The sequence below is a fragment of the Glycomyces lechevalierae genome, assembly GCF_027622945.1.
Taxonomy (GTDB): Bacteria; Actinomycetota; Actinomycetes; order Mycobacteriales; family Micromonosporaceae; genus Glycomyces; species Glycomyces rutgersensis.
Map to the genome: position 1 here is coordinate 153,424 of NZ_JAPZVQ010000007.1, position 12,903 is coordinate 166,326.

Annotated in this window: 7 protein-coding genes; 1 reads left to right on the plus strand and 6 read right to left on the minus strand. The window is 68.7% G+C overall.

The genetic code is table 11. From position 1 onward, the window contains the following. Positions 1–1,568: 1,568 nt before the first annotated feature. A complete protein-coding gene (locus O2L01_RS13580) occupies positions 1,569–2,396 on the plus strand; it encodes a sugar nucleotide-binding protein (RefSeq protein ID WP_270122484.1) in 828 nt (275 codons plus the stop codon). Positions 2,397–2,546: 150 nt separating this feature from the next. Here O2L01_RS13580 and O2L01_RS13585 read toward each other — a convergent pair whose 3' ends face one another. The 6 genes from O2L01_RS13585 to O2L01_RS13610 form a co-directional block, all read right to left on the minus strand. Next, positions 2,547–3,647, minus strand: a complete 1,101-nt coding sequence (locus O2L01_RS13585) for a Gfo/Idh/MocA family protein (protein WP_270122485.1) — start codon at positions 3,645–3,647, stop codon at positions 2,547–2,549. Next, positions 3,644–4,378, minus strand: coding sequence for a sugar phosphate isomerase/epimerase family protein (locus O2L01_RS13590; RefSeq protein ID WP_270122486.1), 735 nt, complete (start codon positions 4,376–4,378; stop codon positions 3,644–3,646). The genes O2L01_RS13585 and O2L01_RS13590 overlap by 4 nt, the downstream gene beginning before the upstream one ends. A gap of 176 nt (positions 4,379–4,554) precedes the next feature. Further along, positions 4,555–6,930, minus strand: coding sequence for a VPS10 domain-containing protein (locus tag O2L01_RS13595; protein WP_270122487.1), 2,376 nt, complete (start codon positions 6,928–6,930; stop codon positions 4,555–4,557). Between the two features lie 424 nt (positions 6,931–7,354). Beyond that, on the minus strand, positions 7,355–9,424 hold the full coding sequence (locus O2L01_RS13600) for a glycoside hydrolase family 36 protein (protein ID WP_270122488.1): 2,070 nt from the start codon (positions 9,422–9,424) through the stop codon (positions 7,355–7,357). Between the two features lie 47 nt (positions 9,425–9,471). Then, positions 9,472–10,929: a DUF5605 domain-containing protein gene (locus O2L01_RS13605; protein ID WP_270122489.1), complete on the minus strand. Its 1,458-nt coding sequence runs from the start codon at positions 10,927–10,929 to the stop codon at positions 9,472–9,474. A gap of 200 nt (positions 10,930–11,129) precedes the next feature. Beyond that, positions 11,130–12,824, minus strand: a complete 1,695-nt coding sequence (locus O2L01_RS13610) for a type 2 periplasmic-binding domain-containing protein (RefSeq protein WP_270122490.1) — start codon at positions 12,822–12,824, stop codon at positions 11,130–11,132. Between the last annotated feature and the right edge of the window lie 79 nt (positions 12,825–12,903).

Sequence of the window (12,903 nt, forward strand, 5' to 3'; positions counted from 1 at the left end):
AAGGCGAGTTCGGCGGTGCCGCCCGTGACGGCCAGGTCGACCTCGGCCACCGTGGAGGGTTGGGCCGAGTCGCCGAGCTGGCCGCTCCAGCCGATCTCGCGCACGACCGCGTGCACGTTCTGGCCGAAGGTCCCGGACGGGACGTTGTCGAGTGCGAGCGTGTACGCCCCGCTCGCGCCGCCGAGCAGGACGCGGGCCTGCCGCTTGTCGGTGTCGAGGGCCGCCACACCCTGCAGCGTGTAGCTCACGCCCGGCCGCGGCGGCGTGACCTTGACGGTCTGTCCACCATGCATCTGGCTGTAGGCGTTGAGGAGCCACCACTGGCCGTTGGCCCGGTTGGCCTGCACGGCCGAGTCCGACAGGTTGCCGTCGATGTTCCAGTAGGCGATGTCGCCGTAGACCTTGGAGTCCTCCAGCGCGGAGATCCACTGGATCATCTGGCCGGGCACCGAGGTGTGGTAGTTGTACGCGTACTCGGTGATGTTGATCGGCAGCTCGGTGCCCTCGTGCTCGGTACCGGCGAAGTGCTCGGCCTCCCAGCCGCGGTACTTGTCGACGTTGCTGCGGATCGTGGCCGGGTTCGACAGCTCGTGCCACACCATCGCGTCCGGCACCGTTCCCGCCTGGACGGTGTGTTCCAAGAAGCCCTCGACCTGGTTGTAGAGGGTGCTGGTGTTCGGACCGCCGATGCGTGCGTCGGGCAGGACCGAGTGGATCACCTCGTAGGCGCGGTCCCAGGCCGCGAAGAAGTACTGCGGATCGGTGTGCCAGCTGATGCCGTTGTAGCTCCAGGGGCCGGTGCCGAACATGTTCCCTTCGGGCTCGTTGTACGGAAGGAAGACGATGTTGTCCTGCTGTTCCACCGGTAGGGTCGCGACCTGCTCGACCTGGACGCGGAGCTTGTCCATGTAGTCGTCGAGCTTCTCCTCGGGGGTGTCACCGGGCCACTGGTAGGGGAAGCCGCGGTAGATGTCCGTCGTGTAGATGTAGACGTCGCCGTTCGACGCCTCCACTACCGAGCCGAGGGCTTCGAGCGCGTCCGCGCCCGGGTGCTGCGGGCCGTCCTGCGCTTTGGTCGCGACCGTGGTCAGATCGATGCCGTCGATGAGGTTCTCAGAAGGGAGCCCCTCGTCGTACAGGCCGTACAGTGTGCCCGACGCTCCTCCGAGGAAGTCGCCGGTGGTCTGGCCGAGATCGGCCCTGATGACACCCGCCTCCTGGCCGGCGGCGGGCACCGCCGCCAAGGGGATGATCGCGGCAACCGCCACCACACTGCATATTCGCGCGGCACGCCGTGCTCGTACGTTCACTTTCGCCTCAATCTCATCTTTGAGAAGTCCGCCTCTCGTCGGCACTTTGGGCAGTGCCGCGTCAGCGAACCGGTTCGCTGATCAACGTACCGGCTCTGATCAGCGAAGGCAAGAGCGTGGCGGACCGGTTCGGATTCGTGGCCCCGGAGACGGACGAGGCGGTTGCGAAGCGTCCAGTCTGACTCGACCGCTTCGCGACACGGCCGCGTCAACCGCTCATGCGGATATCGTGGAGAGGCCGAAGGGAAGGGGCGGGCGATGGAGAACCTCGATGCCTCCGTGCTCTTGTTCGGCTGCGGGAAGGTCGGCATCCGACTCGGCGAAGTGCTCATCGAGGCGGGGCATCGGGTGTTCGCGGTGCGACGCGACGTCGAAGTGCTCCCTCGGTCGTTCACGGGCATCGAGCTGGATTACCGCCGACCCTTCACCGCCGAGCTCCCATCGGTCGGCTCGATGGTCGTCACCCTGACGCCCGGCGCGTCCGAGCGCGAATCGCCCGACCTCGTGAACCCGCTGCGCCGGCTCGCGGCGGCCCTGCCCGCTCGGCCGCGGCGCGTGATCTTGGTGTCCTCGACCCGCGTGTTCGACGGCGACCCGGGCCTGCGGACGCTCACGGAGGACGACATCCCCAGTCCGGCGAGTCCGCGCGCGCAGGCCCTCCTGGACAGTGAAACCGAGGCCCGCCGCCTGTTCGACGCGGTCGTCGTCCGCCCGGCGGGGATCTACGGGCCGGGCCGCGATCATCTGATCCGGCAGGTTGAGCGCGGTGTCCCGATGGACCGGAAGCGGCGCACCAACCGCATCCATGAGACCGACCTGGTGCGCGCGCTGCGCGAACTGCTGCGTGCACCGAAGCCGCCGCAGACACTGCATGCGGTCGACAACTACCCGGCCACCCGCGGCGAGGTGGCCGACTACATCGCGCGGCGACTGCAGATCCCGGCGCCGCCGGCGCTGCCCACCGAGCCGAGCGGGCACCTCATCTCGGGTGAGCGGCTCGCATCGCTCCTTGGAACGCTGCGATACCCCGACTACCGCTCAGGCTACGACGACATCATTGCGGCTCGAGGCCCCATGCGCTGGTGAGCGAGGGCAAGGATCGGTTCCCGAACAGGGCCGTGCCGTCGAGGCAGTCACCCGAGGGGTGCCGAAGCCCGCCTCGGCGAGGGACACGCCGAGGCGGGGTGACGCGGCTCCGATCACGAAGGCGAGCCGTTCGTGTCATGTTGGCAATGGTCAGAGGGTGCGAGCCGCCGGGTCCCATTGGTGCGGAAGGGAATCGGGCCGGGCCACCGTGCTCTGCGGTTCGACGGCGCTTCCTGACGCCGCGGCCTCCGCGATCGCGACCATGATGTCGAGGACGTGGAAGGCGACGGCGGCGGAGGCCCGCTCGCCGGTTCCCGAGCGGATGGCGCGGGCCAGGTCGAGCACGCCGGCGCCCCTGCCGTATTCGGGTCCGACGGCGTCGATCAGGTCCGGTTCGCCGCCGTCCCGCCACAGCCGCGAGGGGCCGTCGAAGCCGTTCGGGTCGGGCAGCGCGAGCGTGCCCGAGGTCCCGGTGATCTCGAGGAGGCCGGCCCGCGACAGGTGGGACTCGAAACTGAACATGGCCACCGCGCTCGCGCCGCCGGTGAACTCCAGCAGCGCGCTGTGCGCCGTCGGCACGTTCACCGGGAACTCGGTTCCGGCGCGCGGACCCGAACCGATGACGCGCGTGGCGCGCGACCGCGACGAGGTCGCGCTGACGCGGCGCACCGGGCCGAAGACGTGGACGAGGGCGGTCAGGTAGTACGGGCCGATGTCGAACAGCGGGCCGCCACCCGTGTCGAAGAGGAACTCCGGGCTCGGGTGCCACGACTCGGGGCCGGGGGACTGCATGATCGCCAGGGCGGTGAGCGGTTCCCCGATCCGGCCGTCCGCGATCGTTCGCAGGCCGGTCTGGATGCCGGAGCCGAGGACGGTGTCCGGGGCGCAAGCGACCCTGAGACCGCGTCGCTCCGCCTCCTCCAACAGCGGCCGGCCGCTCTCGCGGTCCATCGCGACAGGCTTCTCGCTCCACACGTGCTTGCCGGCGCGCAGGATCTCGAGGCCGACCTCCACGTGCACGGCGGGGATCGTCAGGTTCACCACGATCTCGATGTCCTCGCGCGCGAGGAGCTCGGCCACCGTTCCCGATCCCGGGACGGCGAACGCCTCCGCCTGCGCTGCGGCCCGTTCGGTGTCGAGGTCGGCCACGAATCGCACGGCGAGATCGGGGAACGTCGTGAGGTTGCGCAGGTACTCGCTGCTGATGACTCCCGCGCCGATGACGCCGACGCCGACCGGCCCGCCGTTCACGACGCCTGCCCGGAGACGAAGCGCAGACTCTGCGCGATCCCGTCGAAGATGTCCCCGGCATAGGCGTCGAACTCGATCACCCGCACCGCGTCCGGTGCGGCCGCCAGGATCTCCTTGACCGGCATGTCCCCCGCTCCCGCGGGCTGCTGCGCGGCCGCGTCGGTGCTGCGGGGTCCGTCCTTGACGTGGATCAGCCGCACCCGGTCGCCCAGACGGGCGAGAAGCGCGGGTGCGCTGGCGCCGCCGACCTCGGCCCAGTAGGTGTCGATCTCGAGGACCACCGCGGGGTCGAGTCGTTCCGCAAACACGTCGAAGGCGTTGCGTCCGTTGATGTCGGACTCGAATTCCCAGGTGTGGTTGTGGTAGCCGACCTCGAGGCCGAGGGGTTGTGCTTGGGCGGCGATCTGCCCGAGTCGTGCCGCGATGGCGGACACGCCGTGCTCGGTCTCCCATCCGTGGCGGATCATCGGCTCGATGAGCGTCCGCATGCCGAGGGCTGCCGCGGCGTCGAGTGCGCGCTCGGCATCGCCCTCGGCGATCGACGCGTGGCCCGAGAGCGCGGTGAGGCCCGCGTTCGCGAGCGCGGTGCGGTACTCGTCGACTCGGTCGACGAAGCCGAAGAGTTCGACGTTCGAAAAGCCGAGCTCCGCTATACGGTCGAGCGTTCCCGGCAGATCGGCGGCGAGCGCGTCCCTCACGCTGTAGAGCTGCACCGAAAGCTCGGCGGACATGTTGGTCTCCTTCTGGTCGGGGGATCGGTATCGGTCGGAGGCGGATCGTGATAAGACGATCCGCTGGAGTTCGCAGCTTCGGCGCGGCTCGGCCCCAGGCGGGGACCTCGGTGAAGCCTTTCGGGGTGTCACGTCGGCGAGGAGCCGCCCCGCGTCGCGCGGGGCGGCTCTTCGCATCAGGCGGCGATGTCGCCGTAGATGATGCCGCGGCCGTTCGTGGTGAGGTAGACGCGGCCGTAGATCTGCGGGTCGCCGGTGATGGACGATCCCGACCAGGCCCACTGGTGGTCGTCGTCATTGATGCGGGACCAGCGGTTGCCGCCGTCGGTCGAGCGGTAGATCGCGGCCTTGCCGTCCTTCACGGCCGAGGTGAAGATCGCGGGATAGCCGGATCGCTTGGCGGCCTTGCCGAAGCCCACCGACTCGGCCGTCTCGAACACCGTGATCTTCTTCCAGGTGGTGCCGCCGTCCTTGGAGCGCCACATGCCCCCGCCGATGCCCTCCTTCTCGTCGCCGCGCCCGGCGAGCCAGACGTGGTTCTTGTGGCCCGGAACGGCACGGAAGTTCTCCACCGCCCCGGTCGGCAGGCCGGTCGCACCCGTGTCGGCGAAGGTCTTGCCGCCGTCGGTGCTGCGGTAGAACACGCCACCGGAGAAGGCGTACAGGACCGAGGCCTTGCCGCGGTCGGAGCGGACCTTCGCCCCCGCCGGGAGTCCTTCGACCGGGTTCCAGGTCTCGCCCAGGTCGGTGCTGTAGACCGGAGTGACCTCCGTGTCGCTCGGCGACCAGACGATCTTGGACCCGTCGGCGGTGACCGCGACGGTGCCGCCGTGGCCGTCGCCGGGGACGCCTTCAACGGGTGCGGCGTTCTTCCAGGTCTTGCCCCGGTCGGTGGAGACGCCGACGTGGCCCTTCTCGTTGCCGTGCACGTTGCCCGTGCCGACGACGACGTCAGGCTTCGATTGGGCGAAGTCGACGCTGGTGCCCGTGGACCAGTCGGTGTCGATCATCGGCTCGGCGCGGCCGAGGTCGGTATGGACGAAGCCGCCGACGTCGCCGACAGCGGAGACGAGCGTGCCACCGATCGCGGCGAGGTCCAGGACCGCGCACTCCTCGACGCCTTCGGCGCGCACGCCGACAGTGAACTGCTCGATCGGCAGGGCGACGCGTCCGCCGTTCCCGTCCTCACCGATCAACTCGCCTTGGGCGTCCCACTGCGTCAGTTCCTCAGTGCCCCAGATCGTGGCCCCAGTGCCCCACATGAGGCGGTCGGAATTGTGCGGGTCGATCGCGAAGGCCTCGATCATCCACCCGTGCTTGACCGCGTACGCGGGCCCCTGGTCCTCGCCGTTCCACGACAGCCACGGGCTGCCCGAGCTGTCCATGACGAAGCGGTCGTGGCGATCCTGCCCCTCGGCGTAGTCCCAGCTCAGCGACCAGGTAGCGCCGGAATCCGTTGAGCGGTAGAGGATCTCGTCGGGGTACCAGTTGTTGCACGTGGAGGCCATCAGAGTGCCGGGGTTCTGGAGGTCGATGGTGATCCCGCCGAAGCCCGGAATCACGCCGCGCGGGTTGTAGGTCGGGGTGACGTCGGTCCACTCGCCGGTCTGCGTGGACAGGCGCTGGATCTTGCCGCCGTTGCCCGAGGCGGGCGCGCCGTTATAAGGGCCGGGGTCGTAGCCGGTGATGACGTACAGGAACCCGTTCGTATTGTCCACTGCGGACTGCTTGGGAATGGTGCGGTTGCCGTCGACCGAACCCAGCGCCGCGGCTGCGCCGGGGACGGCCTGCCAGGTCGCGCCGCCGTCTTCGGAGACGTACAGCGGATCGGCCGGGTCGGCCACGCCCACATAGATCTTCCCGCCGATCTGGTCGAAGTCGATCCAGATCACGCCCTGGTTGTCCGCGTTGTAAGGATTCGCGGGGTCGATGACGAAGTTGCCGGGGTTCGGGAACTCCTCGACCTTCGCCCAGGTGCGGCCGTAGTCCTTCGAGCGCCACAACCCGTTGCCGCTGGGAGTGCCCAGGTACAGCTCGGCGTTGTCGGCCGGGTTGACGACCAGACGTTCGCCCATGCCGCGCCCGGGCATGTTGCCGCCCTGCTTGAACGGCAGCTCGGCGACACCCCAGGTGTCGCCCTTGTCGTCGGAGTAGAGGATCGCGCCGTTGTTGGTGTCCCAGTCCGTGGTGTAAGTCCCGACGGCGGCGTAGACGCGGTTCGTCTCGACCGGGTCGGTGGCCATCGAGACCACGCCCGAGTAGCCCCACTTGTCGCGGCCGACCCAGTCGAGCAGAGGCTTCCAGGTCCGCGAGTCCTCCTGCCAGCGGTAGCATCCGCCGATGTCGGTGCGGGCGTAAATGAGATTGGCCTCAGTCTCGTTGAAGACGATGCCCGGCACGAACCCGCCGCCGTTGATCGCAGCGTTCTTCCAGGTGTAGGCGTCGCCGCCCTGCCTGTTGCGTTCCTCGGCTCCTGCGAGGAGCGGAACGGACAGGGCACCGGCCCCGACCACGGCCGCTCCTGCGGTCGCGGCGAATGTGCGTCGTCGCACGTGGATCTCCTTTGAATCGGTTGTCGGAACTTGCGTCCCCGCGGTGTGACGGCGTGGGGGAAGCGGGCGTCCGGGCCCGGCACAGATCCGGACGCCCTCCCCCTGCGGAACTTTCAGAGACCGCGGGTCAACCTTTCACAGCGCCGGTGATGCCGGCCTTCGTGAAGTGCTTCTGGGCCAACGGAAAGGGCGCGTTCATGGAGGGAACGGGCATTGGAGGGGTCCTTTCCAGGATGCCGCCGGAAGGGCTGAAGTAGCGAAGGATCTTTAAATTTGGATATGCCTACAAACTAACAATATGCCGAGAGCCCTTCCTCGCACAAGCCTTGTGCGTGAAAAAGATCAGATGAATAACTGCAAACCTTCCCGGCCCTCAGCGTCCGCCACTGGAGTTCTCGTAGGCCTTTGACAGCTGGACTCCGGATCACCGCTGCACTGTGAATATCCTGGCGGCGGGCCCCGCCGGCAACTCGACCACCGGCGTCTCGCCGTCGGTGCGGATCGTCCACTCCGGCAAGGCGACCGGGTACGCCTGCTTCAGGTCCCGCCCGCGCAGCCCGGGCAGCGCGACCTCCGCGGCCTCACCGCGCGACCACAGCGCCAGCAGCGACTCGGACTCGGTGTCGAGCTGCAGCGCGATCACCTCGTCCCCCCAACCCGGCAGCCCCAGCGGCCACACCGGATGCGACCTGGCGATACGGTGCCGCCAGTCCTTATGCAGCGCAATGGCTTCGCGTACCAGCGCGGACTGCTCCGCGCTCAACTCGTCAAGGAACCCGGAGAGGTACAACCGACCCATGGCGCCCGCCGTCATCGCGAACGCCGTCTCCTCCAGGGTCATCGACGCGGCCGGATACGCCCAGTTCCCCGCCTGTTCGGGAAGGACGCTCGCGGGCGCGGCCGCCGCGATCGGCGCGTACTTCCGGAAGTCCTCCTGGTCTGAGGTCGACTGCAGATGCGCCACCGAAAGGAGGTTGTAGTCCATGCGCAGCGCACCCGAACCGCAGTTCTCGAACAGCACTCCCGGATGCCGGGCGTGCACGCCGCGCAGCCAGTCGCGGAAGGCACGGGTGTGACCGAGCAGCCCTGCCGCTGGCGTGTCGGCGTCCACTTCAGTCCCGCCGCCGATGTTCCTGTTGTAGTCGAGCTTGATGAACTCGAGCCCGAACTCGCCCACCAGCCGGTCCACCGTCTCGTCCAAGTGCGCGCGCGCCGCCGGATGCCGCAGGTCGAGCTGGAAGTTCCCCGCCACGATCACCCGCTCGCCGAACCGCTGGAAGAACGCCTCTTCCGGCAACCGCTCCGCTAGCGCCGACTCGACCCCGACCGATTCCGGCTCCAACCACAGCCCGGGCCGCATGCCGTTGGCGCGGATGGCGTCGGTGACCGACGACAAGCCGCCGGTGAACCGCTCGGGAGCCTCGAGCCACTCCCCCGCGCCGACCCACCAGGCGCTGCCGGGCGTGGCGTACCACCCGGCGTCGATGCAGAAGTACTCCGCGCCCGCCTCGGCCGCGGACTCGATGAGCGGCAGTAGCTTCTCCGTCGACGGCTCGCCCATGAGCGTGTTCATGTAGTCGTTGTAGACCACCGGAAGCCGCGCGTCGACCGGGCGCACCTCACGGATCGCGCGCCGGTAACCGGTGAGCGCCGCGAAGGCCGCGTCCCGGCCGCCATCGGCGACGCAGAGTCCTGCCGGCACCGAGGTGAACTCCTCGCCCGGCGCCAGCCGCGCGGCGAACTGGTGGTGCCTGTCGGTCGCGCCGTACACGCCCACGGTCACCGTGGCCCCGGTCTGCGCCACCTCCCAGTGCCAGCTGGCGCTGGTCTCGACCTGCCACGCGATCGAATGGACGGTCTCGCCGGCGAGGACCCCGGTCGGCAGGAACGAACCGGTCGACCAACTCCCATGGCTGGTCAGTGAGAAGAGCCCGCGCGGGTGCTGGCCGCCGTGCATCGGGGGATCGATGTCGGGCAGCAGCTCGCTCAATGGGCGCTGCCGCCAGCGCCCCTCGGCCCGCCATTCGCTCTCGGCCCAGAGGAGGTCGTGCGCACCGTCGGCGGACACGGCCACGAGCGCCGAGCTCACTGAGAGCAGTACGAGACTCCGGTCGGCGTTATTGCGAACGGTGTGACGGATCTGGAGGCCCGGCCCAGCGGCGCGGAAGACGCTGAGCACCTCGACGCCGAACTCCGGTGCCCGCTGGCGGATCCGCAGCTCGGTCTCGTCCGATTCGTGGCCCGCGTAGCGGAGCCGCTGCCCGGCGCTCGAGTAGAGGAGGCCCTGGTCGTCGCTGTCGCGGTGCTCGACGCCGGCGGTGACGACGTCGACGACCGCACACGGCGCGACCGCCGAGGGCGCCTCGGGTGCCGTCGCGAGGCGCACGAGCTGCACGGGGCGGTCGTCGCGGTGGTCGAATCTCAGGTGGAGCCCAGGGAGGGCCCACTCGAATACTGGATCCTCGTCACCATGCGACGGGACTTGCGATGCCATCTACTACTCCGCTCTCGATAGGGGGGTTTCCTTGCCCTGGTTCCTCGTCATTGCTCGGCGAGGATGCGGATGGCCATGTGTTCGCGGCCGGGGAGAGGGACACGGACGGTGCCCTCGGCGTGGTCGGCGACGCGTTCGACGGTCATGTTCCAGGTGTCGATCACGTCGACCGCCCAGCGCCTGCCTTCGGGGAGTTTGAGTTCGCGGAAGCGTGGGCGGCTGAACCCGAGGTAGGTGACCTCGTATTCGCCGGCGACCCCGCCGACTGGTGCGTCCCAGTTGGAGGGGAGCGGATCGAGGACCCCGGTCGGCGACGCGGCGATGACCTCGCGCAGGAAGGCCATGCGGGCCGGGCTGGAACCGATGAGGTCGCCGCCCTTGGACCACCAGAGTTCCTCGGCGTCGTTGAGGTAGGTCTCGCCGTGCGCGACGTAGCCGCCCCGTACCGCGCCCTCCCAGCAGCGCCGGGTCAGCTCCTCACCGGAGATGTTCCCCCAGCCCTGGTCGATGTCGCCTTCGTAGGCGCATTCGTCGATCACGACCGGCTTGCCCCAGCGTTCGCGCCACTCGTCGGTGAACTCGGCGGTCCGGTAGGCGTCCTGGCGCTGGATGCTGGCGTGGGTGATCCACGGTTTGGCGTAGTCGTAGAACGGGCCGCAGTTGTGGATCGAGTTGAGGTGCCCGTGCGGGTCCTCCTCGGTCACGACGGCGGCCAGGCGCTCCCAGTCGTCCTCGGTCTTGGCGCCCATCATGTCGTACTCGTTGGCCATGGACCACCACACGTTCGCGTAGGCCGCGAGGCGCCGGACGGTGTAGCGGATCAGCCGGTCGTCGGCTTCGGGGCCGAGGTCGGCGAATCCCCACCGGTCGTAGGGGTGGAGGAGGATGACGTCCGCTTCGATCCCCATGCCCTGCAAGGCGGCTACTTCCTGCTCGAACCGGCGGAAGAACGCCGGGTCGAACCGGGTCGTGTCCCAGCCGTCCTCGGCCGAGCCGGGGAAGGGGTAAAACTCGGGCTCGACGTGGTTGTACTGGTACCACTTGGGCAGCAGGCACATCCGCACCTTGTTGAACGGCCCCGCGGCCAGCGTCCGGCGGGTCTGGTCCCGCAGACGCCCGACCTGGTGGGTCCACGCGTAGGCCGTGGTGCCGACCGGGAGGTAGCGGGTGCCGTCGCTGTGCGCGAAGTGGAAGCCTTCGGCCCGGACCGGACCATGCGCGCCCGGAGCCGGTGCGGTGCAGGTGAACCCGCCGGTCACGCCGTCGAGAACGGGGACGTTCGAGTCCGTCGTGAAGGTCCACCGTCCCTCAGCGTCGGGCATGAAGCGGATCCGGTAGGTCCCGTCGCCGTCGTAGAACCCCCCGACGCGCATCTCCCGCTCACCGTCGTTGAAGACCGCTGCCAGGTCGACGTCGGTGAACGGGTTGCCGTCGGCGGGGCCGTGGAGCGCGACTTCGTACACGCCCCAGCGGGTGCAGCTCTCAGGTGCAGCGGGCTGGTTCATCGGTTCCTCTCGGAGGGGAATCGCAGCTTTAATTCTTACGGATGCCCCAACTTACTACGCGGAGCGCGGTTGTCCAAGGCCGGATTACGCCAGGGCGGCCGACTACGACTCGGCCGACGTGGTGAGAGCGTGCTGTGGTCGATGGCGGGAGCGCGGCGACCGGGCGGCCCGTGCTCGAAGGGCCGCCCGGATCGAAGGCGCTACTCGCCGTGAACGCTCTTGTACGCCTCCGTGTAGTACTCGCGGGCGGCTTCGCCGCCGTTGTCCAGGAAGGTCTGGACGATGTCCGGGATGGTGGAGAGGTCGGCGCGGCCGTAGGCGATGTCGTTCTGCTGGTCCCACAGCGTCGAGGCGGCGGCCTTGAAGTCGGCGGGGCCTTCGATCCGCATGCCCTCGAACATGTTCTTGCTGCCGTACTGCTGGATCGCGGCGTTGTAGTCGAACCGGGCCTGGACCGTCTCGGGGTCGCCGGTGAGGAAGTTCTGGACCTGGCCGCACAGCGCCTTGTAGTTGACCGGGGCCCCGACGATGGTGCTGCCCGACTCGGTGAGGACGGGGGTGCCGTCCTCGCCGAGGTCGAAGTGCTCGCCTTCGACGCCGTACTGCAAGAGCTCATACTCTTTGGTCCCATAGGGGGACGCGCACCAGTTCGCGACGTCGAGGATCTCCTCGACCTGCTCCTTCTTGAGATCCTTGTTCAAGAACGTCCAGCCTTCGACGGCGGGGTTCATCGAGACGATCGGCGTCCGGCCCTTCGCGGCCAGGGGCGGCAGCGGGGCGATCGCGCCCTCGACCTCACCGGTCTTGACCTGGCGCGCGAACTCGCCCCACCAGATCATGCTGTCCTGAGTGAACAGGACGCTCCCGGCCGCCTGCATCGCGTGGGTGTCGAGGGTCCCGCTCGGGGCGTCGGGGTGGATGAGCTGCTCGTCCCACAGCGTGCGGCGGAACTCCAGCAGCTCGGTGAACTCGGGCAGCTCGCTGGTGTGGTACATCTTCTTCTCGTTCTCGTCCCACTTCCAGCCCTCGGTGTCTCCCGTGGAGAACCATTCGCCGACGAACCAGTCGAGGGTGGCGAAGGCCCACTTGCCGTTCGCGTCGTCGGACCAGGCTCGGCAGACCTCCAGAAGCTCCTCGACCGTGGTCGGCATCGCCAGGTTCGCCGCTTCCAAGTAGTCCGTGCGGACGAACACGGCGTTGCCCTGACCGCCGCTGAGGGTGCCTGGGATGCCGTAGATGCGGGCGGTGGCGGGGTCGGCGACGTCGGTCGACCAGACCGACTGGCCCCACGACGCGGTCGGGAGGCCGGCCAGGAGCGGCCAGCGCCCGGCGATGTCGCCCTTCACGATGTCGGTCAGGTCGTAGAAGCCGTTGACGACCGTCTCCTGGAAGTTGACGTGGGAGCCGAGCATCCAGCTGGACATCATGATGGCGTCGCCGTACTCGTTGGCCTTGAGCCACTGCACCGAGGTGTCGGCGTAGGTGTTGCCGTCGGCGTGGCGGAGGTTGATGACGGTCCCGCCCCAGGCTTCGGAGACGGCCGCGAAGTACGGGTCGTCATTGGACGGGTTGGCGCCCCAGTTCGGCACGGTCATCTCGTAAGTGCCGCTGCCCGAGGGGAGTTCGGTGACGGCTTGGACCGGCTCCGGGTACGAGGTGAAGCCGGAGGGGTGGTTCGGCGGCTCGCCGACGAGGTCGGGCTGGACCGGGAGCGGCCACTCCTGGTACGTGGGCAGGAAGTCGAACCCCTCGGTGGACTGCACGGCGCCTTCGCCGGACTCGATGTCGCTGCAGGCGGCGAGGACGGGCAGCCCGGCGGCTCCGGCGGCGCCGAGGCCGGCGACCTTGAACAGTGAGCGGCGGTTGAAGGGCGCGTTGGAGGAGGGAACCGGCATGGAGAGGTCCTTTCGAGAGTGCTCCCGGGGAGGTATGGGAGCGATCGTCATTAAATTTGGATATGTAAATAAACGAACG

Excerpts from the sequence above, each read along its gene's own strand:
- O2L01_RS13580 (WP_270122484.1), top strand. The coding sequence starts at position 1,569 with ATGGAGAACCTCGATGCCTCCGTGCTCTTGTTCGGCTGCGGGAAGGTC.
- O2L01_RS13590 (WP_270122486.1), bottom strand. The coding sequence starts at position 4,378 with ATGTCCGCCGAGCTTTCGGTGCAGCTCTACAGCGTGAGGGACGCGCTC.
- O2L01_RS13600 (WP_270122488.1), bottom strand. The coding sequence starts at position 9,424 with ATGGCATCGCAAGTCCCGTCGCATGGTGACGAGGATCCAGTATTCGAG.
- O2L01_RS13605 (WP_270122489.1), bottom strand. The coding sequence starts at position 10,929 with ATGAACCAGCCCGCTGCACCTGAGAGCTGCACCCGCTGGGGCGTGTAC.
- O2L01_RS13610 (WP_270122490.1), bottom strand. The coding sequence starts at position 12,824 with ATGCCGGTTCCCTCCTCCAACGCGCCCTTCAACCGCCGCTCACTGTTC.